General features: G+C 59.6%; 20 protein-coding genes and 1 pseudogene. 10 read left to right on the forward strand and 11 right to left on the reverse strand.

Going from position 1 to position 23903, the window contains the following annotated elements; all coding sequences use genetic code 11:
- Window positions 1–102: 102 nt before the first annotated feature.
- From JNB91_RS26225 to JNB91_RS26240, 4 genes are all read right to left on the reverse strand, one after another.
- On the reverse strand, window positions 103–2085 hold the full coding sequence (locus JNB91_RS26225; RefSeq protein WP_220328429.1) for an amidohydrolase: 1983 nt from the start codon (window positions 2083–2085) through the stop codon (window positions 103–105).
- Window positions 2085–2375 (reverse strand): XapX domain-containing protein, encoded by a 291-nt coding sequence (locus JNB91_RS26230; RefSeq protein ID WP_220328430.1) that lies wholly within the window; start codon window positions 2373–2375, stop codon window positions 2085–2087. The genes JNB91_RS26225 and JNB91_RS26230 overlap by 1 nt, the downstream gene beginning before the upstream one ends.
- Before the next feature lie 66 nt (window positions 2376–2441).
- Entirely contained in the window at window positions 2442–3134 is a 693-nt protein-coding gene (locus JNB91_RS26235) for a hydrolase (protein ID WP_220328431.1), read from the reverse strand.
- Between the two features lie 457 nt (window positions 3135–3591).
- Window positions 3592–4503: a helix-turn-helix domain-containing protein gene (locus JNB91_RS26240; RefSeq protein WP_220328432.1), complete on the reverse strand. Its 912-nt coding sequence runs from the start codon at window positions 4501–4503 to the stop codon at window positions 3592–3594.
- A 219-nt stretch (window positions 4504–4722) separates the two neighbouring features.
- On the opposite strand from JNB91_RS26240, the gene JNB91_RS26245 reads away from it, so the two are divergent.
- Window positions 4723–5286, forward strand: coding sequence for a hypothetical protein (locus tag JNB91_RS26245; RefSeq protein WP_220328433.1), 564 nt, complete (start codon window positions 4723–4725; stop codon window positions 5284–5286).
- 49 nt (window positions 5287–5335) lie between these two features.
- Here JNB91_RS26245 and JNB91_RS26250 read toward each other — a convergent pair whose 3' ends face one another.
- Entirely contained in the window at window positions 5336–6268 is a 933-nt protein-coding gene (locus tag JNB91_RS26250) for a VOC family protein (protein ID WP_220328434.1), read from the reverse strand.
- A 119-nt stretch (window positions 6269–6387) separates the two neighbouring features.
- On the opposite strand from JNB91_RS26250, the pseudogene JNB91_RS26255 reads away from it, so the two are divergent.
- Window positions 6388–7286 (forward strand): annotated as a pseudogene (locus JNB91_RS26255) (LysR substrate-binding domain-containing protein).
- Window positions 7287–7305: 19 nt separating this feature from the next.
- Here JNB91_RS26255 and JNB91_RS26260 read toward each other — a convergent pair.
- On the reverse strand, window positions 7306–8985 hold the full coding sequence (locus tag JNB91_RS26260; protein WP_220328435.1) for an acyltransferase: 1680 nt from the start codon (window positions 8983–8985) through the stop codon (window positions 7306–7308).
- A 56-nt stretch (window positions 8986–9041) separates the two neighbouring features.
- Window positions 9042–9908, reverse strand: a complete 867-nt coding sequence (locus JNB91_RS26265) for an SMP-30/gluconolactonase/LRE family protein (protein ID WP_223218395.1) — start codon at window positions 9906–9908, stop codon at window positions 9042–9044.
- Window positions 9909–10169: 261 nt separating this feature from the next.
- On the opposite strand from JNB91_RS26265, the gene JNB91_RS26270 reads away from it, so the two are divergent.
- On the forward strand, window positions 10170–10907 hold the full coding sequence (locus JNB91_RS26270; RefSeq protein ID WP_220328436.1) for a FadR/GntR family transcriptional regulator: 738 nt from the start codon (window positions 10170–10172) through the stop codon (window positions 10905–10907).
- Window positions 10908–11000: 93 nt separating this feature from the next.
- Here JNB91_RS26270 and JNB91_RS26275 read toward each other — a convergent pair whose 3' ends face one another.
- Both JNB91_RS26275 and JNB91_RS26280 read right to left on the reverse strand, forming a co-directional pair.
- Window positions 11001–11783 (reverse strand): carbohydrate-binding protein, encoded by a 783-nt coding sequence (locus JNB91_RS26275; protein WP_220328437.1) that lies wholly within the window; start codon window positions 11781–11783, stop codon window positions 11001–11003.
- Window positions 11784–11793: 10 nt separating this feature from the next.
- Window positions 11794–13581 (reverse strand): heparinase II/III domain-containing protein, encoded by a 1788-nt coding sequence (locus JNB91_RS26280; protein WP_220328438.1) that lies wholly within the window; start codon window positions 13579–13581, stop codon window positions 11794–11796.
- Between the two features lie 222 nt (window positions 13582–13803).
- Here JNB91_RS26280 and JNB91_RS26285 point away from each other — a divergent pair, with 222 nt between their 5' ends.
- The 7 genes from JNB91_RS26285 (at window position 13804) to JNB91_RS26315 (ending at window position 21886) form a co-directional block, all read left to right on the forward strand.
- A complete protein-coding gene (locus JNB91_RS26285; protein ID WP_220328439.1) occupies window positions 13804–14748 on the forward strand; it encodes a carbohydrate ABC transporter permease in 945 nt (314 codons plus the stop codon).
- 3 nt (window positions 14749–14751) lie between these two features.
- Window positions 14752–15588: a carbohydrate ABC transporter permease gene (locus JNB91_RS26290; RefSeq protein WP_220328440.1), complete on the forward strand. Its 837-nt coding sequence runs from the start codon at window positions 14752–14754 to the stop codon at window positions 15586–15588.
- A gap of 4 nt (window positions 15589–15592) precedes the next feature.
- On the forward strand, window positions 15593–16765 hold the full coding sequence (locus tag JNB91_RS26295) for a glycoside hydrolase family 88 protein (RefSeq protein WP_220328441.1): 1173 nt from the start codon (window positions 15593–15595) through the stop codon (window positions 16763–16765).
- Window positions 16766–16777: 12 nt separating this feature from the next.
- Window positions 16778–17887 carry an ABC transporter ATP-binding protein gene (locus tag JNB91_RS26300; RefSeq protein WP_220328442.1) on the forward strand — a complete coding sequence of 370 codons (1110 nt, stop codon included), beginning with the start codon at window positions 16778–16780 and terminating at the stop codon, window positions 17885–17887.
- 24 nt (window positions 17888–17911) lie between these two features.
- Window positions 17912–18643 (forward strand): DUF624 domain-containing protein, encoded by a 732-nt coding sequence (locus JNB91_RS26305; RefSeq protein ID WP_220328443.1) that lies wholly within the window; start codon window positions 17912–17914, stop codon window positions 18641–18643.
- Between the two features lie 31 nt (window positions 18644–18674).
- A complete protein-coding gene (locus JNB91_RS26310; RefSeq protein ID WP_220328444.1) occupies window positions 18675–19955 on the forward strand; it encodes an ABC transporter substrate-binding protein in 1281 nt (426 codons plus the stop codon).
- A gap of 83 nt (window positions 19956–20038) precedes the next feature.
- A complete protein-coding gene (locus JNB91_RS26315) occupies window positions 20039–21886 on the forward strand; it encodes a DUF2264 domain-containing protein (protein WP_220328445.1) in 1848 nt (615 codons plus the stop codon).
- A gap of 38 nt (window positions 21887–21924) precedes the next feature.
- On the opposite strand, the gene JNB91_RS26320 is transcribed toward JNB91_RS26315, so the two are convergent.
- Both JNB91_RS26320 and JNB91_RS26325 read right to left on the reverse strand, forming a co-directional pair.
- The gene (locus tag JNB91_RS26320; protein WP_220328446.1) at window positions 21925–22401 is read right to left on the reverse strand and encodes a hypothetical protein; all 477 of its coding nucleotides are present in this window, start codon (window positions 22399–22401) and stop codon (window positions 21925–21927) included.
- Window positions 22402–22679: 278 nt separating this feature from the next.
- Entirely contained in the window at window positions 22680–23852 is a 1173-nt protein-coding gene (locus JNB91_RS26325) for an acetyl-CoA C-acetyltransferase (RefSeq protein WP_220328447.1), read from the reverse strand.
- Between the last annotated feature and the right edge of the window lie 51 nt (window positions 23853–23903).

A 23903-nucleotide genomic window follows, 5' to 3' on the forward strand; every position in this document is an offset into this window, starting at 1 on the left:
GAGGCAGGCGTTTGCGGTTGGTTTTCTCCCCCCTTGTGGGGGAGATGGCCGGCAGGCCAGAGGGGAGCTTGCTTCTTATCCGACAGCCGGCATGCCCCGGCCTCACACCGCCCAGCAGGAGCATCCGAGCGCGCCGAAGAAGCCCTTCATGTCGGCGATCGGCAGTTTCGAGGTCCAGGCGCTGGCGTGGTCGTGGCCGTGGACGCCGCAATCGCTGGCGCAGCCGCATGTCGAGATCGCCGTGCGACGCAGCGAGCGGGCGCCGGCGCCTTCCGGCTCGCCCCAGGCGGCGTAACCGCCGAACTTGCGCACCGGCGACCAGTCCGGCATGGCGGGCGGAATGTTGCTTTCGTCGAGTGCTGCAAAATCACCGGCACCGTAGACGATCTTGCCGCCGACCATGGTGAGGTCAGAGGTCAGGAACGAGATTTCGTCCTCGGCGCAGGCGAAGAAGTCCTTGTCCGGTACGACGAGATCTGCGAACTGGCCCTTTTCGATCCGGCCCTTCTTGCCCTCCTCATTGGAGAACCATGTGACCTTTTCGGTCCACATGCGAAGCGCGGTTTCGCGGTCGAGGCAATTGGCGCGCGGATAAAGCTGCATGCCGCCGACCGTCTTGCCGGTCACCATCCAGGACAGCGACACCCACGGATTGTAAGAGGCAACGCGGGTGGCATCGGTGCCGGCCGAGACGTTGACGCCCTTTTCGAGCATGCGGCGGATCGGTGGCGTGGCTTCAGCAACGCCGTGGCCGTAACGCTCGACGAAATATTCGCCCTGATAGGCCATGCGATGCTGAGTGGCTATACCGCCGCCAAGCGCCGCGATACGGTCGATCGAGCGTTCCGAGATGGTCTCGGCATGGTCGAAAAACCAGTTGAGGCCTTCGAGGGGGATATCCTTGCCGACCTTTTCGAACACATCGAGAGAGCGCGAGATGGTCTCGTCATAGGTGGCGTGCATGCGCCAGGGCCAGCGGTTTTCGGCCAGAACCCGCACGACCTCTTCAAGCTCGCCTTCCATTTCCGGACCCATTTCCGGACGCGGCTGGCGGAAATCCTCGAAATCGGCAGCGGAGAAGACGAGCATTTCGCCGGCGCCGTTGTGGCGGAAATAATCGTTGCCCTGCTTGTATTTGACCGACTGCGTCCAGTTGAGAAAGTCTTCCTTCTCTTCCTTTGGCTTCTGGGTGAAGAGATTGTAGGCAAGCCGGACGGTGAGCTGGTTCTCATCCGAAAGCTTCTGGATGACCTCGTAGTCATCTGGATAATTCTGGTTGCCACCGCCGGCATCGATGACGCCGGTAATGCCGAGGCGATTGAGTTCGCGCATGAAGTGTCGGGTGGAATTGACCTGATAATCGAAGGGCAGTTTCGGACCCTTGGCCAGCGTCGAATAAAGGATGCCGGCATTCGGCTTGGCGAGCAGCATGCCGGTCGGGTTGCCGTTGGCATCGCGGGTGATCTCGCCACCATGCGGGTTCGGCGTATCGCGGGTATAGCCGACGGCGCGGAGAGCAGCGCCATTCAGCAGCGCACGGTCATAGAGATGCAGCAGGAAGACCGGCGTATCGGGGGCGATCGCATTGATTTCCTCGATGGTCGGCAGGCGCTTTTCGGCAAACTGGTGTTCGGTAAAGCCGCCGACGACGCGCACCCATTGCGGTGCCGGCGTGATTGCGACCTGGCGCTTGAGCATGTCCATCGCATCGGCCAGCGAACGGACACCATCCCAGCGCAGTTCCATATTGTAGTTGAGGCCGCCGCGCACGACGTGGGTGTGGTTGTCGATCAGGCCCGGCAGGACCCGCTTGCCCTTGAGGTTGACAATTTTCGTATCCGGTCCGGCAAGCGCCATGATCTCGGCATCGGTGCCGACTTCCTGGAACAGGCCATCCTTGATGGCGATCGCCGTGGCGTTGGGATTGCTGCGGTCGAGCGTGGTGACGCGGCCGTTATGGAGAATGGTGTCGGGATGCATTGAATCGGTTCCGATTTTGACGGGATCGGCAGCGCGGGCCGACGAGAAAAGCGAAGGAAAGGCGAGGCTGGACGCCGCGCCGAGAAGGGTCCGGCGCGTCGGCATCAACCTTGCTCCTTTGTCGAGGAGATCCGGCTATCGGCGAGATCGGCAGTGCGCTCATTGCCCTTGGGCATATGGCCGAACATGTGCGGCTTGATCTGGTGTATCCACGAGATCGCCGCATGCTCCTTGGCCCACAGGGTCTTTGCCAGCGGGATAATCTGTTCGCCGACGAGAATGCCGAGCAGGCCGACCAGAGCGATGACCGGCGGAGCGGGCGAGCGGACATTGAGCAGGCTATAGACGATGCCGACCAGCAGACCGGCGCCGAGAGACAGAAGATAGACTTTCATGGGGAAACCTCCTCGGTGACAGAAAACCGCTCCGATCAGGGGCTATCGGAGCGGTCTCATCAGGCCTTACTTGTTGGCAGGGTTCGGGCCGATGCGCTTGCCGTGGGTGACGCGCTCGGCGGCGTCGTGAACCATGGTGTAGGCGTAATCGATGCCCATGCCGTAGGCGCCGGAATGTTCCTTGGCGAGCGAGGTCACGGCATCATAGGTTTCGCGGTGTGCCCAGTCGCGCTGCCATTCGAGCAGGACCTGCTGCCAGGTGACCGGGATGACGCCCGCCTGAACCATGCGGTCCATCGCGTATTTGTGGGCGTCGGACGTGGTGCCGCCGGAGGCGTCTGCCACCATGTAGATTTCGAAGTTGGAGCGGTCGTTCATTGCAGAGAGCGCGAAGGTCGTGTTGCAGACTTCGGTCCACAGGCCCGAAACGACGATCTTCTTGGCGCCATTCGCTGCATTCTTGTCGAGTGCATCGCGAACGTTCTGGTCGTCCCAGGAGTTCATCGAGGTACGCTCGAGGATATCGTTTTCAGGGAAGACCGACAGCAGTTCCGGGAACGTATGGCCGGAGAAGGAAAGGGTCTCGACCGTGGTGATCGTGGTCGGCACGTTGAAGATTTTTGCCGCCTTGGCGAGGCCGACGACGTTGTTCTTCAGCACCTGGCGGTCCATGGACTGGACGCCGAAAGCCATCTGCGGCTGCTGGTCGATGAAGATAAGCTGGCTGTTCTTCGGGGTCAGGACTTCGAGCTTGGACATTTCAGGTTCCTCTTGGCGTTTGTTGAACCGCTGATGCGGCAGGTTTTGACTTGGCAGCAGCACCCCGCCGGACGCCGGGGTGTCGGCGCTCGTTTCAGGAAGTTCTCAAGTTTTCGGAGCCTTTCAGGCTTTGCCGCTCCGTTCACTCTTTCGTCTTGGCTGCTGACAAGGAACCTAAAGCGATTTTGAAATTCACGGAAGTGCAATATTAATTGCGAATGAATTGCGTTTTTTGAAACAATGTAGTTTTGCCTTCTCTACAGCTCGCATCGTTGGCCTTGGCCAAACACTCATTCGGTCGCACTGCGGAAAATTGCTGAATTACCGCCAGGGGTCTTGTCTTAAAGTCCTGCGGTTTGAACGTAAGGAACGTTAGTTTGGCAAATAGCAAAAATGAATACGGGACCGCGGGCCTTTGGGCCGGCAGATCACGGCGAAGAAACCGGCGGCAATCCGCTCAGGCGTTGCGCCGCCAATGACCCGGCGTGGTTCCCACGACATTGGTGAAAACGCGGGTAAAATGGCTCTGGTCCGCAAAACCGCAGGCAATCGCCACTTCGGAAAGCGGGGCTTCAGAGCCTTTCAGCAGTTCGCGTGCGCGCATTATCCGCTCATTGAGCAGCCATTGATAGGGCGTCACGCCGGTGGTTTCGCGAAAAGCGCGGATAAAATAGCCGCGCGAGAGATTGCAGGCGCGCGAGACATCCAGAATGGATATGTCTCCATCGAGGTTTTCGAGCAGAAGGTTCTTCGCCAGCGCCTCATGTGAGCGCGAGAGTTTCCTCGATCGCAGTGAGGATGCCGGGGTCTTGCTGCCGTAACGCTGGACCAGATGCGTGCCGATCGCCGCTGCCAGTTGATCGACAAACAGCCTGCTTGCCTCTTCGGGACGCTCCAGCGCCGGGATGAGCGCGCGCACGAGATTGGCGAGTACCGGATCGATAGACGCGGTTTCAGCCTCCAGCATCGTGACGCCGGAAAAATCTGTTTCTTGCGCGATCCTGGCCAGCGACGCCGGGGAAATTTCTAGCAGGAGCGTGTCGAATGCCCCGATGAGATCGGCCTTGTAGGGTTCGGCAAGATTGCGGATGTAGAGCGAGTTTTCCTCGAACGCATGGGTTGTCGAATGATGCTCGTGGAAAATCCGGCGCGTGTGGCCGGCAAGCGTGGATATGCCGATGGCAAAGCCGCGATCGCTGGCGGGTGTTACGACCTGCTCGATCCTGTCCTCACGCGTTCCCTTGCGAAAGAACGAGATATCCGCCCCTTGCAGGAACTGGTCCTTGTAGAGTTTGTCGAAAGGGCATCCGAAACTGTCGGTTTTCTGGCCGGCAGAAGATTTCGTCCCGCTAGTGGATTTACGGAGCAAGGCGCACTACTTTCTCTTTCAACCGTTTATGCGTGATATGCAATTTGATGCCATGGCTGCGAGATTGTGTCTATTCTGTTCTATACCGAACATGATTGTCGATTATGATTGATTTCGCCATAGCGCTTAAGTCGAAATGGCGAACAGGGTCCTGCAACTTTTCTCAATACCCGCCGAAAACGGCAATAAGCTGCCGATACGGGAACAAGCGAGACGCATGTGAGTGAGGCATTGCCGGTAGGCGAGAAGATTGCGGACTATTTCGGGACGGACAATGCCCGATTGATGATGACGAGACCGCTGCGGCGGGCGGAACTTTCCATCACCCATCTCTGGCGCAATTACGAGGATGATGACCGGCCGGTCATCCTGCCGGCTGACGATGCATTTCTCGTGGTGCTTTATCTCACCGATGTCGAGCATCGCGATATCTGGCCGGACAGGCCAGCGGCACCGATCAAATCTTATCCGAAAGGCTCCATCTGCCTGATCAGCCTGAAACAGGGGGCAGGTATTGCAATCCGTGGCGGTTTCGAAGCGCTGGTCTTCCATATTCCGTGCCAGCATCTGGCGGAACTTGCCGACGAGGCGGGGGAGCCGCGGGTCGAGGATCTGGTGATCTGTCGCGGGATCGAAGATCGGACGGTGCAGAATATCGGCGCGGCCCTGATGCCGCTTTTCGATATGGCAGACGATGTGCGCGACCGGCTGCTTGTGCATGTGGCGCTGGCGTTCAACGCCCATATCGCCAAGCGCTACGGACGCTCCCGGCACCAACATTGAAACGCCGCGGTCACTGGGACACGCGGCGTTTTGATTTTCTATTCTGCCATCAGGCTGCCAGCGGCTCGAGATTGGCTTCGATCCGGTCGCGGAAGGGCTCGTACTGAGTGGGCAGTTTCAGCACTTCGCCGAGATGCGCGGTATCCTCGTCACGGTTGAAGCCGGGCTCGTTCGTGGCGATTTCGAACAGCACACCGCCCGGCGTGCGGAAGTAGATCGCCCAGAAATAGTCGCGGTTGATGACCGGGGTTACCTGATAGCCGGTATCCATCAGAGCCTTTCTCACCTCGAGCTGCTTTTCGCGGTTATCGACGGCAAAGGCGATGTGATGGACGGAGCCCGCACCCTGACGGGCAAAGGGCGTTTTCGGCAGGGAAACCAGATCGATCGTATCCGCGCCATTGCCGCCGGGGATGATGAAGCGGGTGACATCACCTTCCGTTTCGGCGCGCTGATAGCCCATGAAGCCGATCAGTTCTTCCGTCGCCGCCGTGTCGTGCAGGTTGAAGCGTGCACCGGCAAAACCGCGGATCGCCGCATCGTCGGGTATTCCTTCCGCAAGCCAGGGCTTGCGGCTGTCATCGGCAGATTCGATCAGCGCCAGCGCATCGCCATCCGGCCCCATGAAGCGCAAGCGGTTGGCACCGAAGACGGTATCGGTTTCGAGCCCATCGACGCCCTGTGCCGCAAAGCGATCCTGCCAGAACTTCAATCCGCCCTTGGGGATCGAAAACTGGGTTTCACCGACTTCACCTACGCCCGGGCGGCCGAGCATCATGTGCTGGAAGGGGAAATAGGTCATGACGGTGCCGGCAGAGCCATTTTCGTCACCGTAATAGAGATGGTAGACGCTCGGATCGTCGAAATTGACGGTCTGCTTGACCCGGCGCAGGCCGAGTGTTTCTGTGAAGAAGCGGTTGTTCTGACGGGCATCCGACGCCATAGACGTGACGTGGTGCAGTCCCTTGATATCCTTGATCATCTGAGTGCCTTTCTTTCTCGGCGTTTGTCTGTGTTCGTGGACAGAGATTTAGGCCGATTGATCAGCTTGCGGAATTGCAATATTGTTTTCGATTGAGTTGCAATTTTTGAAATAATCAGATGAACGATTACAAAGCCCTCAGGATCTTTCTGCTTGCCGCCGAAAAGCGCAATTTCGCCCAGGTGGCCCGTGAACTCGACATGACGCCGGCGGCGGTGACGCGCGCCATCGCGGCCTTGGAGACCGATCTCGGCGTCCAGCTTTCGTCCGCACCACGCGGCAGGTTTCGCTGACCACCGACGGCGCGATCTTTGCGGCACAGGTGCAGCTGGCGATCGAAGCGCTGGAGGGTGCGCGCCGCGATGTGATGAACGCCCACAAGGCCGATGAAGGACGGTTGCGGATCAGCGCGCCGACATGGTTCGGCAAGGCAGTGCTGCCGCCGATCCTTTCGGGTTTCAAGGAACGCTATCCGAAGATGAGCTTCGAGATTTCGCTCTCGGATGGTCTCGTCAACATCGTCGACGACGATTACGATCTGGCGATCCGCATTTCGTCCCAGCCTTCCGACAAGTTCACCATCTGGCGCAAGATCCGCGTCGTGCCGCGCATTCTGGTTGCAGCCCCCGGCAGCCGGTTCGTCGACAAGCAGCACCCGAGCGAGCTTTCATCCGACGATTGCCTTGCCTATAGCGGCGAGAGCAGGAGGGAGAACTGGGTGCTTTCGGACGGCGGGTCCAGCATGACAATCCCGGCCGGCCGCGCCTTCAGCGCCAATAATGGCGAGGTGCTCGCGGACATGGCGGCCGATGGCGCCGGCGTTGCGATGCTGCCCGGCTTCCACATCGCCGAACATTTGAGGACAGGTCGCCTCGTTCATGTACTGCAGGGCTGGGCACCGCCGGAACTCTGGCTGACGCTTTATTATCCGCCCTACCAGGCCCTGCTGCCGCGCATCGCCTCCTTTTCGAAATTCTTCGAGGAACAGGTGGCGTCCTACATGGTCATGCTTGATTGAGGATCGATCACCGACTGGGCTATATGCCCAGTCCCGCAGCACGGGTGCGATGCACGCCTTGCGGCACGAAGGCGAATTGATCCTTGAGGCCTAGAAGGTCGGCGGCGAGATGCAGGGTCGAAAGCCACATTTCGGTGCCCTGCAGGCCGGCCTGCTGACCATCCACAAAGGCAAAACCTGTTCCCTCCTGCCACCGTTCCGGCGCGCGCAGGATGATGGTTTCCGCAATGGCTTCCGCCTCAGCGCGCCTTAAATCCGTCTGTTTCAGGCAGAGCCAGAGCGGATGGATCGTGTCGAGCAGGTTGCAGGCGGTGTAGCCATCGCCGGAAAAACCCTCGTAATTCCGGTAATGGGTGAGAACCGAATTGACCGCAGCATCCGGATGCGGAACGGGCAAGCCGAACTGCGCATAGCTTCCGCGTGTGAGGCGATAAAAACCGTTGATCGGCTGGAGAAGCCCCTGCTCCGCAGTCGCGCTGCCCCAAAGGCCCGTAGCGCGATCGACATGGGTTGCCAGCCATCCGAACAGGACTTCGCGCGCCCTCTCTTGCCCTCTAGCGCTTTCGAAATAGCGCGCATTGAAATAAAGCGCCGTCGCGATGCCATCGATGCGATCGCCGCAACGCCAGGCGCGCTTCTTCCACGGCAGGGCATCCAGCCAGTCGCAGAGAGAAACCGCATCCATCTCCGCACTGGCGATCCGGTATTTCGGTCTGGACCCGAGGATCTCCAGTGCGTAACCGGCGGCAAGCACGTTATAGAGGGAGAGATTATCCTCCAGAACCGGCAGAGACGGATCGGGCGGGGTGAAGGGATCGGGAAACAGCCCCGTCTTCGCGTCCTGCATCGCTTGCAGGCGATCGATGATTGCTTTCGCCTCATCCCCGGAAGGCGGCGCGCCGAAACCCGCGGCGATCTCGATTGCATCGCATTGATGCCGGGCGCTCTCGCGGGCGACACCACCGGCATCCGGTGAGACATAACCTTCGGGGCGGCGATAATGGCCCAAGACATCCCGCCACTGGCTTTCCGCCATATCGCTGATCGAACGAAGCGCTTTTTCCACTTCGCCCCGGCGGGACTTTGCAGCCATCGGCTTTTCCCCGCGGCGGCGGATGAGCTTTGCCGGCACACCGGCCACGATCGCCAGCCGCGGCACATCCTTGTTGACGACAGCACCCGCCGCAATCACCGCTCCGCTGCCGATCGTCACGCCATCGAGAACGACCGCATTGGCACCGATCCAGACGTCGTCGCCGATAACGATGCCCTTGATTTCGTGCGGCTGGTCATTGATGGGCGTATCCGGGTCATCGAAACCGTGATTGAAGCCGACGATCGAGACCAGCGAGGCGATCCGAACGCCATTGCCGCAACGCACCTTTCCCGAGATACAGGCATAGGCATTGACCGAGCAGTTCAAGCCGAGCTCGACATCTCCACGAACCAGCGCATGGGCCGCGATCCACGAACGGTGGCCGACGATGAGCGACGTGGTGAAGATGCGCGCATCCTCGGCGATATAGGCCGTGTCGGCAATCCGCGCATTGGCGGAGCGCGCCAGCTTCTGCTTCAACGCCCTCTGGCCGGCACTGTCGGTTTCGGCCGGCTTGCGCTCCCAAGTCATGAATTCCAGCCGGGCCTTGCGCTCCAGAACCGCCTCGTCCGTATCTGGGTCTGCGTGCGTTGCGTGGTTCATCCGATTTTCCTGTTCATGCCTGCAGCATCGGGCTCAGTCTGCCGGAGCAACGGGGATCAGCCGAGGATTACCTGCGGCTCGCTCACTCCGCGGACGGAGAGTTTGCGCTCGAAGGTCACGCCGGCCAGCGGTTCGGCCTCGCGTGCCTCGGCACCCATGCCCTGGCAGGCCGAAGTGGCAAAAAGGCTCTGCATATCCGCACCGCCGAAAGCCGGGCAGGATATGCGCGTCGCCTCGAAATATTCGGCAGCGATTTCCTCCCCGCTCTCCCATGCGTAACAGGCAACCCGGCGCGCGCCCCATTGGGCACTCCACAAGTTACCCGCGGCATCAATGACTGCGCCATCGGGATTGAGACCCGCCTCGGTCAGGTCGACGAACAACTCCGGTTCGCCCGAGGGCCAGCCCTGCCCGTCCAGCCGGACGCGCCAGATCTTTTTCAGGCGGGTATCGGAGAAATAGGCAAGCGAGCGCTCCGCATCGAAGCAGATGGCATTGGTGATGCTGATCCTATCGAAGAGAATGCGGAACTCACCGCGCCAGTAGCGCCAGATCGCACCGGCTTCCTGTTCCGAGCGTTTGCCCATCGTGCCGATCCAGAAACCGCCATAGGGGTCTGCCCGGCCGTCGTTCGAACGTAAGGTGGGATCATGCGGGAATACAGCCACTGGCTCGCGCTTTCCCGAGATAAGATCGAATCTCGAGAGGCCGCTCTCTCCCGCCACCAGCAATTCATCGGTGGAAAGCCATCCGGCGGCCGACACGTTTTCGTCGAATGCCCATTCAAGCGGCTTGTCGCCTTCCCGGCTTAAGAGCCGATTGTTGACGATATCGAACCAGAAAAACTGCTGACGCTGCGGATGCCAGAAGGCGCCTTCCCCAAGTTCACAACGACGCTGATCGAAAATATCATTCATGGCCATGACGCCTGCATCCTCCCGAAATGCTGCTGCACATGTCATCATATGACTGAAACGAATGTGCTCGATTTCGAGAGATACAGCAGACAATTACCCTCGTCCAGCCTTCGTTTCCCTCGACAGAAAAGCGTCAATTGGACGCAAAACCTTTGCAGATCAGCTTTCTGCGATTGATAATAATTGAAATTTGTCATACCTATTTAGGAAACATGCGGATATGCCGGAAATCGCTTCGCCCTATCCGCAGCATCGCGAGGAACAGCTGTGACGGTCCAGACCAAGGTTCGGCAAAAGGGGCCGGGATCACTGGTTTCAAAAGTGGGGGCAAGCCTGCGGCACGCCATTTCGAGCGGCCAGTATTCGCCCGGGCAGAAATTGCCGAGCGAAGTGGAGCTGACCGAAACCCACAAGGTCAGCCGCACGGTTATTCGCGAAGCCGTTGCCGCGTTGAAATCGGATGGCATCGTGGAGGTCCGGCAGGGCGCCGGCATTTTCGTGCTCGACCCGGCTTTTCAGGTGACGCCGGCCCGCACTGTCGACAAGGCACGCGTATCGTCCGATCTCGAAGTGCTTGAAGTCCGCGCGCCTTTGGAAATCGAGGCAGCCGGCCTTGCCGCCGCGCGTCGCTCGCCGGCGCAGGAGGAGGCGATCTTCGAATGTCACAGGCAGGTTCTGCGCTGTATCGAGGAAAATGAATCGATCCGCGAGGCCGATCTGGCGCTTCACGTCGCAATAGCCGAGGCAACCAACAATCCGCTGTTTCGCCAGCATCTGGAGTTTCACGGCACCGCCGTCATTCCGCAATCACGCCCGCTGCCGGATCCGGATTTTGCCGAACAGACTGCCTATCGCCGCCTGATCCACAAGGAACATGAGGCGATCGTCATGTCGATTTCCGATCGTGATGAAGAGGCCGCACGCAACGCCATGCGCGACCACCTGCGAGGCAGCCAGGCCCGCTATCGCGAGCTGTTGCGCAACTCGCGAGCAAGCAACGGGTAATTGACGGGTGCGGCATTCGTCCTTCTCCCCGCGTGCGGGGAGAAGGGGCAAACCGCGCCCTTTTTCAATCCCAGGCAACGCCTCCGCACCAATTCAGTCGCGGCCCCAGATTTCGATCTGCGTCAACGCCGGGAAAGGCGACGGATCCTCCGCCTTGATCAGGCTATGCAGCTTGACCCACTCGACCTCCTGCGCTTCGATCCCGAAACTCTGCGCATTGCCTGTCTTCACCAGAGGAAAGCTGTACACCTGCCCGCTCGAGAGCGTGACGCTGGCATTTTGCCACCAGGCATCATGCGGGAAATCGGCACGCAGATAGAGCACGATCTCATCGACCGTGACGGGCCGGCCGAACTCGACCGTCAATTCAGCCGCCGGGTCCATGTTGATGCCCCAACTCGTATAGGGCCAGCGGCCGTGATCATCATTGGCCTTTTCGCCATCGATGGCATTTCGCGCGGCAAACTGGGTCTCGCCGCGGGTCTGGACATTTGCTTCCGCATGCGGAAACAGCGTTGTATTGCCCTTGTCGTCCCACGGATTGAGCGCGAGATTGCGGCGCTGCGCCGCTTCTTCCGGGCGAGCCTTGCGGACATGCAGGCGATGCAGTTCACCCGAAAATGCGCGCGGCGAATAGGGCGCGCGGCGGATTTCGAAGGGAACGGTCAGCGCGTAACTCTCGCCTTTCAGGTAGACGAGCGTCGGGCTCATCGCATCATCGAGAGCAAGCACGACATGCCCGGCTTCAGAGGCCTCGACTACGACCTGGTCACCATCTTCGTAAGCACCACGGAAAATGAGAAATGCCTCGTCCGTATTGGTCGTCTCGCAACGGACATCACCGCCCGCGCCGATTACCTTCAGTCTCAGTTCCATTCCGTCCTCCTCAGACGATCTGCAATTTCAGCTGCTTGCCGACAAGCGGAATGCGCAGCCGATAAATTTTCGAAGGCCATGAAATCGCCAGGCGCGCATCGCCGATCTCGATCGTCTCGATCTCGGCTTCGCCGCCCCCTTCGATCTCGATAGACCCCAATTCACCCACATGAACCGAACCGCCGCGAAGGACCGGCTCATCGCGAACCATCAGCGACAGGACAGCAGGCAGGTCTCCGTCGTGGACATCCGTGATCTCGACGCCCCGGCCGCGATTAAGGGAAATCTTGCGGCGATAGGCGCGGAGCTTCGCCTCTTGCGGATAGGCAGCGGCGATATCGAGCGAGATCTCCGCAACTTCGGCCGAAAATTCCGCCTTCATGTCGCGTGCGGCAAAGGCTGCGCCGTCCGACTGCATCACGCCGCCGAATGTCGGCAGGTTGTGGAAGGCCGACTGCATCGTCCAGATTTCGTAACGCCGGGATGAAAAGGTTTTTGCCGTATAGGTCTCGACACCGACATCGATCAGGAACGGCTGGCCGTTCTTGTAGAGCGTAACGCTGCCGACATCGTTGTGATTGTGGCTTTCGCCGTTGTTTCCGCCCTTGACCGCAAGCGCGAAGCGATCGTCGCGAGCGATATGGAGACCGATGCCGGGATAGGAGGCATCAGCGGCGGGAAGCTGCTCCGCTTCGGGCAGTCGCACCTTGGTCAGCAGTTCCTGAACGCGATACCAGAGGTTCCATTCTTCCGGCAGATGCGGCGCCTTGCTCACCGCACGGTCCCTTGCGGCAAAAGCCGCCAGCGCATCCGATCCGACAGCCTTGCCGAACAGATATTCGCGCGCCGTGCAGGGGTCGATAACGGCAGCGGAATCGGCGAAATTGAAATAGTAGCGGCCGTCCACGTGCATATGGAGAATGTATTCCGCCATGTTGCGGATCTTGGGCTCAGCCCACAGCGCTGACATGCAGCCGGGCGCGACCGTGTCGAGGATCGTCATAGCGCCGAACATGCAAAGGGCGGCGTGCCGGTAATAAACCACGCCCTCTTCGCAGGCGCCGTCTTCGGCATAATCCTTGATGAAGCAATCGAGGCTGCCGAGCGCCTTTTCCACGACACGGCGCTTCAATTGATCATCGGCATCGAGGCTGAAGGTCGCGAGAAGAACGTTCTGGGTGATCCAGGCCGTCCAGTTGTTCATCCGCTCCGCGCCATTGCCCATCCACCAGAAATGGGTGCCGAGATAGGGCGTGAGAATTCGAACACGCACTTCCTGCTCGATGCGGCGTCGGACAACGGGGCTGACCTCATCCAGCGGCCCGCCAAGGAGAGCAGCCACGGTGGCGAGCAATGCGCCGGTTTCGGCGGCGAAAAGATCGATGACCGGGCGCTCGACATTCGGCAGGGCATGGCGCACGCCGCCGCGCTCGTAGGAATTATGCGCCGGAAGCTGCCAGCCGCTTTCCTCGCAGATCAGCATGACGCCATCGACGATCGATGACAGAAAGCGGCCCTTACCCTCGGCCAGTTCGCCGAGCACGAGATCGTTCAGCATCCTCCGGCGGGAGAAATACAGCGCCTCGAAATCCGCCCTGTTGCCCGTGATCGAGAATTGCCGGTAATCCTCGGCCCTGATCACCGACCAGCTGCGACCGGATGCCGCTTCGGCCTCCTTCAGCACATGCGCCTTCAATTCATCGGCGACATTCTGCCATGCATTTCGATCATCAAACCGAGCACCAGGGAGAAACTCTGAAAAAACCGAAGGGATGTGCGCTGCAGCCTCGCGAAACATCGCTTCCTCCTGCCATCAAAACTGCGTGAGACATCGCCTATCATATGTATTTTGGCTTTTCTACAGAATTCATATTATCCATTTAGAAGTTGTTTGACCAATGTCGTGGATATGATATGTCGATCCTGGGAGGAGGCACGGAAGGCAGATCGATTTTTGGCCGTGCATCCGCGGATAGGCTCTCGAAGGGGCATAGTCCGTGGCATCTTTTCTTGGAGGAGTATGATGGCTAACTCTATCATTGCCGCCGGCGACACGCCGGTCGTGACGAGACGGCGCAAGGTCGTGTCCAAGCGTCGCCGCAAGGTGCAGGACGCGCTCGTCGCCTACTCCTTCATTGCCCCGAATTTCCTAGGATTTGCCGTCTTCACGCTCGGCCCGATCCTGTTCGCCTTCGTGCTGGCCTTCATGCACTGGGACGGCAGCAATGCCATGACCTTTGCCGGGCTGGACAATTTCTGGCGCCTGTTCGAAGACAAGGCGTTCATCGACGCCTTCTGGAACACGATCATCTATACGGTGGTGTCTGTGCCCGCGACGCTTGCCTGCGCGCTCGGCCTTGCCATCCTTCTGAACCAGAAAATCCTCGGCCGCGACTTCTTCCGCACCGCGATGTTTTTTCCCTACGTCGCCTCGCTGGTGGCCGTTGCCGTCGTCTGGAACATGATCTTCAACCCTGAAATGGGTCCGGTGAACATGCTCCTCTACACGCTCGGCCTCGACCCGAAGGATATGCCGGGTTGGGCCGCCGACCGCCACTGGGCGATGGTCACCGTCATCCTGTTTGGCGTGTGGAAGAGCATGGGCTATTTTATGGTCATCTATCTGGCCGGCCTGCAGGGCATCAATTCCGAACTCTATGAGGCCGCCGATCTGGATGGTGCCAATGCCTGGCAGAAATTCCTTTATGTCACCGTGCCCCAGCTCGGCCCGACGACCTTCTTCGTTACCGTGATGCTGACCATCCAGTCCTTCAAGGTATTTGACCAGATCTATATGATCACCCAGGGCGGCCCCGGCACCTCGACCCTCGTGCTCGTCTATCACATCTATAACGAGGCGTTCGTCTCCTGGGATCTCGGTTATTCCAGCATGATCGCGCTCGTCCTGTTCTTCCTCGTGCTGGGTATCACCGTCATCCAGTTCCGCCGCCAGAAGGAGGACTGAGCCATGCGTATTGCCGGCCAGAAACTCACCGGGAAACTTGCCGCCATCTATGTGACGGTGATCCTGATCACCCTCGTGATGCTGCTTCCCTTCGCCTGGATGCTGTCGGCCTCGCTGAAACTGAGCAGCGAAGTCTTCGTCTTCCCGATCGAATGGATCCCGTCCAATCCGCAGTGGCAGAACTACGTCGATATCTGGACGAAGATCCCGCTGGCGCTGTTCATCTACAACACGTCGAAGCTGACGATCATCGTCACGGTCTTGCAGTTGTTTACGTCCAGCTTTGCGGCCTACGCCTTTGCCAAGCTGGAGTTCCCCTACAAGAACGCGCTGTTCCTCGGCTACATCGCCACAATCGCCATGCCCTGGCAGGTCTATATGGTGCCGCAGTTCCTGCTGATGCGCGAATTCGGCCTCAACAACACGCACCTGGCGCTGATCTGCCTGCAGGCATTCACCGCCTTCGGCGTGTTCCTGATGCGGCAGTTCTACATGTCGATCCCGACCGAGCTTTGCGAGGCGGCCCGTATCGACGGCATGAACGAATACCAGATCTGGGCGAAGATCATGCTGCCGCTATCGAAGCCAGCACTTTCCACGCTGACGATCTTCACCTTCGTCACCACCTGGAACGATTTTCTCGGGCCGATGATCTACCTGACCAAGACCGAGCTGAAGACGATCCAGATCGGCCTGCGCATGTTCATCAGCCAATATTCGGCCGAATACGGGCTTATCATGGCCGCTTCAGTCGTCGCGCTGATCCCGGTTCTGATCGTCTTCCTGTCGCTGCAGCGCTTCTTCGTCGAAGGCGTCGCATCTTCCGGCCTGAAGGGATAAGTTCATGAACGCCATCTCCCCCATCGCTCCACAGCCGATCACCGATGAACAGGTGAAAGTGGCCCTCGATGTCGCTGTCGAGCAGATCCGTCGCAACCTGCCGGAATTCACCTACAGCGCCCAGAATCATTCGAGCGTGAACAATTTCTATCCGCCCGTTGCCAACAACCAGTGGACCGCCGGTTTCTGGCCGGGCGAAATCTGGCTGGCCTTCGAGCATACCGGCGACAAGACCTTTCAGTATGCGGCGCAGATCCAGGTGCAGAGCTTTCTGCACCGGATCGAGAACCGCATCGAGACCGACCACCACGACATGGGCTTCCTCTACTCGCCCTCCTGCATTGCCGCGTGGAAGCTGGTGGGTGACGAGGATGGCCGCCGGGCAGCACTTCTCGCCGCCGACCAGCTGATCGAGCGTTACCAGCCGATCGGCCAGTTCATTCAGGCCTGGGGCCGCAAGGGCGTGGCGGAAGAATATCGCTATATCATCGACTGCCTGCTGAACCTGCCGCTGCTCTATTGGGCAACCGAGCAGACGGGCGACCAGAAATACCGCGATATCGCGCTCATCCATGCCCGCACGACGCTGAAGAACTCGGTGCGCCCGGACGATTCTACTTATCACACCTTCTACATGGACCCGGTCACCGGCGCGCCGGTGCGCGGCGCGACCAAGCAGGGTTATGCCGATGACAGTTTCTGGGCGCGCGGCCAGGCCTGGGGCGTGGCCGGCATGGCGTTTTCCTATCGTTACGAGCGGATCGACGAATATCGCGACACGTTCGACCGGCTGCTGGCATTCTACCTGAACAAGCTGCCGGCAGACATGGTGCCCTATTGGGACATGGTATTTTCCGATGGCGACAACGAACCGCGCGATACGTCTGCGGCCTCGATCGTTGCCTGCGGACTGCTGGAGATGGCCGATCTCGTCGGCGGCGAAGCTGCGGATCGGTATCGTGACCTCGCCCGCCGGATGATCAAAAGCCTAGCCGATCATTACGCCGTCAAGGACCCGGCCATCTCCAACGGGCTCGTCCTGCACGGCACCTATTCGAAGAAATCCCCCTACAACACCTGCCGCGGCGAAGGCGTCGACGAGTGCGTCTCCTGGGGTGACTATTATTACATGGAAGCCCTGACGCGCCTGTCGCGTTCGTGGTCTTCCTACTGGTGAGAGATTGAACCGATGGCCAGCATTTCGCTTAAGAAATTGAACAAGACCTACGGCGCATTGACCGTTGTTCATGACATCGATCTGGAGATTTCAGACAAGGAATTCATCATCCTCGTCGGCCCGTCCGGCTGCGGAAAGTCCACGACCCTGCGCATGATCGCCGGCCTTGAGGAAATCTCCGGCGGCGAACTGATCATTGGCGGCGATGTCGTCAATGACGTGCCGTCGAAGGACCGCGACATCGCCATGGTATTCCAGAACTATGCGCTCTATCCGCATATGACCGTCTACAAGAACATGGCATTCGGCCTGCAGCTGCGAAAGGCTTCCCGCGAGGTCATCGACCAGAAGGTGCAGGAAGCGGCAAAGATCCTCGACATCACCCATCTTCTGAACCGCAAGCCGAAGGCGCTTTCCGGCGGCCAGCGGCAGCGCGTGGCGCTGGGCCGCGCCATGGTGCGCAATCCGGAAGTGTTCCTGCTAGACGAGCCACTCTCCAACCTCGACGCAAAGCTGCGCGGCACGATGCGCGCCGAGATCACCAAGCTGCACAAGCGGCTGAACTCGACATTCATCTACGTCACCCACGACCAGATCGAGGCCATGACCATGGCCGACCGTATCGTGGTGATGGCCGATGGTCACATCCAGCAGGTCGATACGCCGCAGAACCTCTATGACCGGCCGATCAACATGTTCGTGGCAGGCTTCATCGGCGCACCGCAGATGAACATGCTGCCTTCGAAGATCGAGAAGCGTGGCGAAGGCTATGTGGCAATCTTCGACGGTCGCGTATTGCCGATCCCGGCAAGCTTCGACAAGGCCCGGATTGCTCCTTACGAGGGCAAGGAAGTCATTGTCGGCATTCGACCGGAAAACTTCCACGAGCTGGCGCCGGGCGACATCAACCCGGACAATATCGCGCCGTTCGACGCCGTCGTCGATCTTGCCGAGCCGATGGGCTCCGAGATCCATCTCAACATCACCGCGGGCAACAAGGCGATGACCGTGCGCGTCTCGCCGCGCTTCAAGGCGAAGACGGGCGAAACGGCAAAGCTGGTCGTCGATACGACCAATATGCAGCTGTTCGACAAGGAAACGGAACGCTCGATCCTCTATTGAGGACGCCGAGCCGGGAGGAAGGCCATGCAGTGGCTGCGGGACATGTGGACGAAGGAAGGGCCGGGCATTCCCAAGAATGCGCCGAAAAAGACCGGCCTTGCCCTGTTCGGCCAGACATTTGCCCGTGAATGGTGGGAGATGGTCAAACTGAACATCCTGTTCATTCTGGCCGCCCTTCTCATCATCCCGCTGCCGGCCGCACTCGCAGCCATGGCCTTTGTCTGCGTTGCCTTTGTCGAAGACCGCAACACCTATCTGCTGCGCGATTTCTTGGAAGCGCTGCGCCGTTATTTCTGGCGCGCGACGATTTGGGGCTTGCTGTTTGCCGCAGCCATCGGCCTCGGTGGTTATGCCGTTGCCACATATGCATCGGCAGCGCGGGAAAATCTGATGTTGGCGGTGCCGCTGGCGATCGCCTTTGTCGTGACCCTTTTCCTCTGCATCACCGCCTGCCATTTTCTGGTGCTGATGGTGATGCGCGACCTGCCGGCGAGAAAACTGCTGCAGCTTTCGGCCATCGCATCGATCATAAGGCCGTTGCCAGTGATGGCGGCGCTGCTTTTCGTGGCGGGCCTGTGGCTCGCCCATATCGCATTTTATCCCGTGTCGGTGTTCATGCCGGCCACACTCAATTTTTCTCTTGGGCTTTTTGCCATCACCTTTGCCGCGCACCGCGCCGCCGTGATGGTGCTTGCCCTGCCTGTTGCGACACAGCCCAACCTTGAGACAGAGGCGGCAGCCGCAAAGCATATTTAAACCAGAGACAATCCAGGGAAGGAGAAACAGGATGTATTTGGAAACTTTAGGGAGAGGCATGAAACTGACGCTGGCTGGCCTTGCGCTTGCGGCGTCCACCGCCGGTGCTGCCTTGGCGCAATCGGGTGAGGCCGTCACACTGCGCTGGGCGCTTTGGGATTGGGACAAGGTAGCCTTCTACAAACCACTGATCGAAGCCTATCAGGCCAAGAACCCCAATGTGAAATTCGAGCATGTCGATCTCGGCTCGCAGGATTATCAGCAGATGATCGCTACGCAGCTTGCGGGCGGTTCGAAGGATATCGACATCGTCACCGTCAAGGACGTACCGAACTATACGAACCTCATCCGCGCCGGCTCGATCATGGATCTCTCCAGCTTCATGAAGGAGCAGAACATCGACTCGGCATCCTTCGGCGGTCTGGCCGAAGAAATGACGATTGACGGGAAGATCTATTCTTTGCCATTCCGCTCGGATTTCTGGGTCGTCTATTACAACAAGGACATTTTTGACAAGGCCGGCGTGCCCTACCCGACCAACGACATGACCTGGGCGCAGTTCGATGAGACCGCGACCAAGCTTGCCGGCGGCATGGGCGTTAACAAGACCTATGGCGCACTGCTGCACACCTGGCGCTCCACCGTTCAGCTGGCCGGCATCCAGGACGGCAAGAACACATTGGCTGGCCCGGATTATGCATTCCTGAAGCCCTGGTACGAGCGTGCGCTGAAGCTGCAGGAAGATGGCGTCGTGCCGTCCTATGCAACGCTGAAGACCTCGAACACCCATTATTCGGGTCCGTTCTTCAACGGCACGATCGGCATGCTGCCGATGGGCACATGGTTTGTCGGCACGCAGATCGCCAAGGTCAAGTCGGGTGAATCGAAGAGCAAGAACTGGGGAATCGTGAAATTCCCGCATCCGGAAGGCGTTGTTGCCGGTACGACCGCAGCGCAGATTTCCGGCCTGTCGGTGAACAGCAATTCCACCCACAAGGAAGCGGTTCTCGACTTCATCAAGTTCGTCACCAGCGCGGAAGGCGCCTCGATCATCGCATCGACCGGCACGATCCCGACCGTGCGTACGCCGGAAGTGACGGCCAAGATCGCCTCGCTCGACGGCTTCCCGCAGGACGAAACCAGCAAGGCTGCACTTGAGCCCGGCAAGTCCTATCTGGAAATGGCGGTGACGCCGAATGCTGCCCGTATCGAGGTCATCCTCAATCGCGCGCATGACTCGATGATGACCGACAATACCTCGATCGATGACGGTCTGAAGGAAATGACCGATGGCGTAAAAGCCATCAAGTAACACGCCCTGCCCCCGCGGTGACCTTGGTTGCCGCGGGGTTTTCTTTTGCCCGAACATCTGCCCGACGAATGACTGGAAGACCGATGATCTACGATCCCGCCCGCGCCAATCCGCTTCATGGCAATCCTCTCAAGACGCGCGACGATGTCGCGAAAGCGGTGATGGATCTGTTCAAGCCGCTACTTCCCTATTTTTCCGAAGGCGGTGCACGGGTGCGCCTCAACGCCACCGGCGCGCATTTCGACCGCGCTGCAGCCGATCTCGAAGGTTTTGCCCGGCCGCTCTGGGGCATCGTGCCGCTGGCCGCAGGCGGCTATGACTTTCCGCACTGGGAGCTTTATCGGCGCGGCCTCGCCAACGGCACGGATCCGTCCCACCCGGAATATTGGGGTGATGTTTCCCGCACCGACCAGCGGCAAGTGGAGCTTGCGGCAATCGGTTTTGCCATCGCCATGGTGCCGCAGTTCATCTGGGAACCGCTGAGTGAGACCCAGAAGAAGACCATTGCCGCCTATCTGATTTCCGCGCGGGACAAGGAGTTCGTCGACAACAACTGGAAATTTTTCCGCGTCCTGATCGATCTCGGGCTGACGCAGGCCGGTATCGATTTCGACCGCTCGCTGACGGAAAAATATCTCGATGAAGTCGAGGCGTTCCGGCTTGGCGAAGGCTGGTATCGCGACGGGCCGGTGAAGCGCGCCGACCACTACGTGCCCTTCGCCCTGCATTTCTATGCGCTGATCTATTCCGTCATTGCCAAGCACGACACCAAACGCGCTGCCGCCTATCGCGAGCGTGCAAACGTGTTTGCCAAGGATATCCGTCACTGGTTCGGCCCGGATGGTGCAGCCCTCGCCTTCGGCCGCAGCCAAACCTATCGTTTTGCCTGCGGTGGCATCTGGGGTGCTCTTGCCTTTGCCGATGTCGAGGCGCTGCCCTGGAGCGAGACCAAGGGCTATTACATGCGCCATATCCGCTGGTGGTCGGACCTGCCGATCGCGGAGCGCGACGGCGTGCTTTCGATCGGCTACGGCTATCCGAACCTGATGATGAGCGAGAGCTACAACTCCGCCGGCTCGCCCTATTGGGCGCTGAAATTCTTCCTGCCGCTGGCGCTCTCCGCCGACCACCCGTTCTGGGCTGCGGAGGAGACGGCTGCTCCCGAATTTGCCGATCCGGTGCCGCTGAAGGAAGCCGGCATGGTTGCGATGCATACGCCGGGCAATACCGTCATCCTCTCCTCAGGCCAACAACATGACAAGATGCTAGGCGCCAACGAGAAATACTCGAAATTCGTCTATTCGACGCGTTACGGCTTCAATATCGAACTCAACGATCGGCATTTTGTCGCCGCAAGCTTCGACGGCATGCTCGGTCTTTCCGACGATGGCGTGCATTTCCGCATGCGCGAGACGTTGGAAGAGGCATTGATTGCCGGCGACAACCTCTATTCCCGCTGGAAGCCGTGGGGCGATGTGACGGTCGAGACCTGGCTTGTGCCGGCCAACCCATGGCACATTCGCCTGCACCGCATCACCACACCGCGCCCACTGCAAACCAGCGAGGGCGGATTTGCAATCCCGCGGGCCGATTTCAATGCCGACATCGCCGAGCAAGATGGGGGGCGTGCGATCTGGCACGGCCAGACGGACACCAGCGCCATTCTCGACCTGTCACCAGATATCACGCGTAACGGAGTGGCCATCAGCGCCATTGCCAACAGCAACCTCATTCATGCCAAGACCTTGGTTCCCCAGCTTCGCGGCGAGATCACGCCCGGAACGTCAGTTCTTGCGACCGCGGTCGTGGCGCTTGCAAAGGCCGATTTCAGCCCGGATCTGTTACAAAACGCACCGAAATGCCCAAGCATCACGCAACTGGAACAGCTTTTCGGCAGCGAAGGACTACGCGTTCCGATCTTCGGTGACTGAGCTTGAACCTGGTCTCTCCCGATTTCGGTCTGGAGAGATCAGCGCGTCGAAAAATCGACAAGCGAGATATCGACGGACCAGTCGTAGTCTTCAGGGATGATGGTCGCGGGTCGTGGCGGAGCAAAGCCGAGCGGAAGCAATCCATGGCAAGTCACTGCGGCCTGCCCCGGCTCGATGATCGTATCGTCCTGTAGAAAACCGCGATAGGCGACCGACGAATGCCCTGTCATACGGCCAAGCAGACTGAACGACACCCTCTGCACGGCTGCATCATTACCGTTAAGGAATTCGATCGCGACGGGTTTTGAAGGATCGGTACATGCGACCGGATCCACGGATACTTTCGCCGTCACCGCTTCCTTGGTGTTCTGACGTGTTGACGGCTGCAAGGCGGTGGCGATCGCCACGGTGATCCCGATGATCGCGACAAGCGCAAGTGCGGGATAGGCCGCGCGTCGATTGAAGAGAAAAAGCAATCCCACCAACAGGATCGCGACGGCAGCGGCCAAAGCCATCAATTCACCTGTGTCATCGAGCCTGTGTAATCGAGATTGTTTCCATATTTCGGAGATAAGCATCTCTCGCAGACAGGCAATAGCTCATAGGTAAATTGGGCTGAATAGCCACACACTTGGGTGTGAACAGCGTGGATTACGCGCTCATTTTCAGAGCTCAGATGCGCCGGGCAACTCGACCAAATGGAGTTGCCCGGCACGAAATCCCGCAGAAACGCTGAGGAGGACGTTTGCGAGATGATCAACGGCCTGGGAAAAACCGTTGACGGAAAAGCCGCTCAGAGCGCCTCGACGCAAAGAGCGATGCCCATGCCGCCGCCGATGCAGAGCGTTGCGAGGCCCTTCCTGGCGTTGCGGGCTTTCAGCGCATGCAAGAGCGTGACCAGAACGCGGGCGCCGGAAGCGCCGATCGGATGGCCGATGGCGATCGCCCCGCCATTGACGTTGACCTTGGCCGGATCCCAGCCGAGTTCGCGGTTGACGGAAAGAGCCTGTGCCGCAAACGCCTCATTGGCCTCGATCAGGTCGAGATCGTTGATGTTCCAGCCGGCCCGTTCCAGCGCCTTGCGCGAGGCCGGGATCGGGCCGGTGCCCATGATCGAGGCATCGACGCCCATCGTCGCAAACGAGGCGATCCGGGCAAGCGGGGTGAGACCCCGACGGGCAGCTTCGTCCTCGCGCATCAGAACCACGGCGGCAGCACCGTCGTTGAGGCCAGAGGCATTGCCGGCCGTCACCGTGCCGTCCTTCTTGAAGGCAGGCTTGAGGCCGGAAAGCGCTTCCAGCGTCGTGGCGCGCGGGTTCTCGTCGGTATCGACGATGATGTCACCCTTGCGGGTCTTGATCGTTACCGGAACGATTTCCGCCTTGAACCGGCCTTCAGCGATCGCGGCTGCAGCCTTGGTCTGCGAGGCGAGCGCGAAGGCATCCTGCTCTTCGCGGGTGAGCTTGTATTTCTCGGCGACGTTTTCGGCGGTGATGCCCATGTGGTAGTCGTTGAACGCATCCCACAGACCATCGCGGATCATCGTGTCGACGAACTCGGCCGAGCCCATCTTGACGCCGGTGCGCAGGACGGCGGCATGCGGGGCAAGGCTCATGTTCTCCTGGCCGCCAGCCACGACCACATCGGCATCGCCGGCAAGGATCGACTGGGCGCCAAGTGCGACCGCACGCAGGCCAGAGCCGCAGACCTGGTTGATGGTGAGCGCTGAGGCCTCCATCGGAATGTCGGCGGCAACGGAAGCCTGGCGGGCGGTATTCTGGCCCTGGCCGGCGCTCAGCACATGGCCGAGCACAACGTCGGAGACGGCAGAAGCTTCAAGCTTGGCGCGTTCGAGAACCTCGCGGATGACGATCGAACCCAGCTGGCTGGCGGGAAGGGTGGAAAGCCCACCCATGAACTTGCCGATCGCCGTGCGGGCGGCCGATACGATTACGATATTGGTCATGGTTTTACTCCGGTAATGTTGCCATTTTGGAAGAAGGCACGAGCGCGTCAG

Source organism: Aliirhizobium wenxiniae (assembly GCF_019511445.1).
GTDB lineage: Bacteria > Pseudomonadota > Alphaproteobacteria > Rhizobiales > Rhizobiaceae > Neorhizobium > Neorhizobium wenxiniae_A.

Bases quoted from the DNA above. Each gene is read 5' to 3' on its own strand.
- JNB91_RS26225 (WP_220328429.1), bottom strand. From the start codon at position 2,085: ATGCCGACGCGCCGGACCCTTCTCGGCGCGGCGTCCAGCCTCGCCTTT.
- JNB91_RS26230 (WP_220328430.1), bottom strand. From the start codon at position 2,375: ATGAAAGTCTATCTTCTGTCTCTCGGCGCCGGTCTGCTGGTCGGCATC.
- JNB91_RS26235 (WP_220328431.1), bottom strand. From the start codon at position 3,134: ATGTCCAAGCTCGAAGTCCTGACCCCGAAGAACAGCCAGCTTATCTTC.
- JNB91_RS26250 (WP_220328434.1), bottom strand. From the start codon at position 6,268: ATGATCAAGGATATCAAGGGACTGCACCACGTCACGTCTATGGCGTCG.
- JNB91_RS26260 (WP_220328435.1), bottom strand. From the start codon at position 8,985: ATGAACCACGCAACGCACGCAGACCCAGATACGGACGAGGCGGTTCTG.
- JNB91_RS26265 (WP_223218395.1), bottom strand. From the start codon at position 9,908: ATGGCCATGAATGATATTTTCGATCAGCGTCGTTGTGAACTTGGGGAA.
- JNB91_RS26275 (WP_220328437.1), bottom strand. From the start codon at position 11,783: ATGGAACTGAGACTGAAGGTAATCGGCGCGGGCGGTGATGTCCGTTGC.
- JNB91_RS26280 (WP_220328438.1), bottom strand. From the start codon at position 13,581: ATGTTTCGCGAGGCTGCAGCGCACATCCCTTCGGTTTTTTCAGAGTTT.
- JNB91_RS26285 (WP_220328439.1), top strand. From the start codon at position 13,804: ATGATGGCTAACTCTATCATTGCCGCCGGCGACACGCCGGTCGTGACG.
- JNB91_RS26290 (WP_220328440.1), top strand. From the start codon at position 14,752: ATGCGTATTGCCGGCCAGAAACTCACCGGGAAACTTGCCGCCATCTAT.
- JNB91_RS26295 (WP_220328441.1), top strand. From the start codon at position 15,593: ATGAACGCCATCTCCCCCATCGCTCCACAGCCGATCACCGATGAACAG.
- JNB91_RS26300 (WP_220328442.1), top strand. From the start codon at position 16,778: ATGGCCAGCATTTCGCTTAAGAAATTGAACAAGACCTACGGCGCATTG.
- JNB91_RS26305 (WP_220328443.1), top strand. From the start codon at position 17,912: ATGCAGTGGCTGCGGGACATGTGGACGAAGGAAGGGCCGGGCATTCCC.
- JNB91_RS26310 (WP_220328444.1), top strand. From the start codon at position 18,675: ATGTATTTGGAAACTTTAGGGAGAGGCATGAAACTGACGCTGGCTGGC.
- JNB91_RS26315 (WP_220328445.1), top strand. From the start codon at position 20,039: ATGATCTACGATCCCGCCCGCGCCAATCCGCTTCATGGCAATCCTCTC.
- JNB91_RS26320 (WP_220328446.1), bottom strand. From the start codon at position 22,401: ATGGCTTTGGCCGCTGCCGTCGCGATCCTGTTGGTGGGATTGCTTTTT.
- JNB91_RS26325 (WP_220328447.1), bottom strand. From the start codon at position 23,852: ATGACCAATATCGTAATCGTATCGGCCGCCCGCACGGCGATCGGCAAG.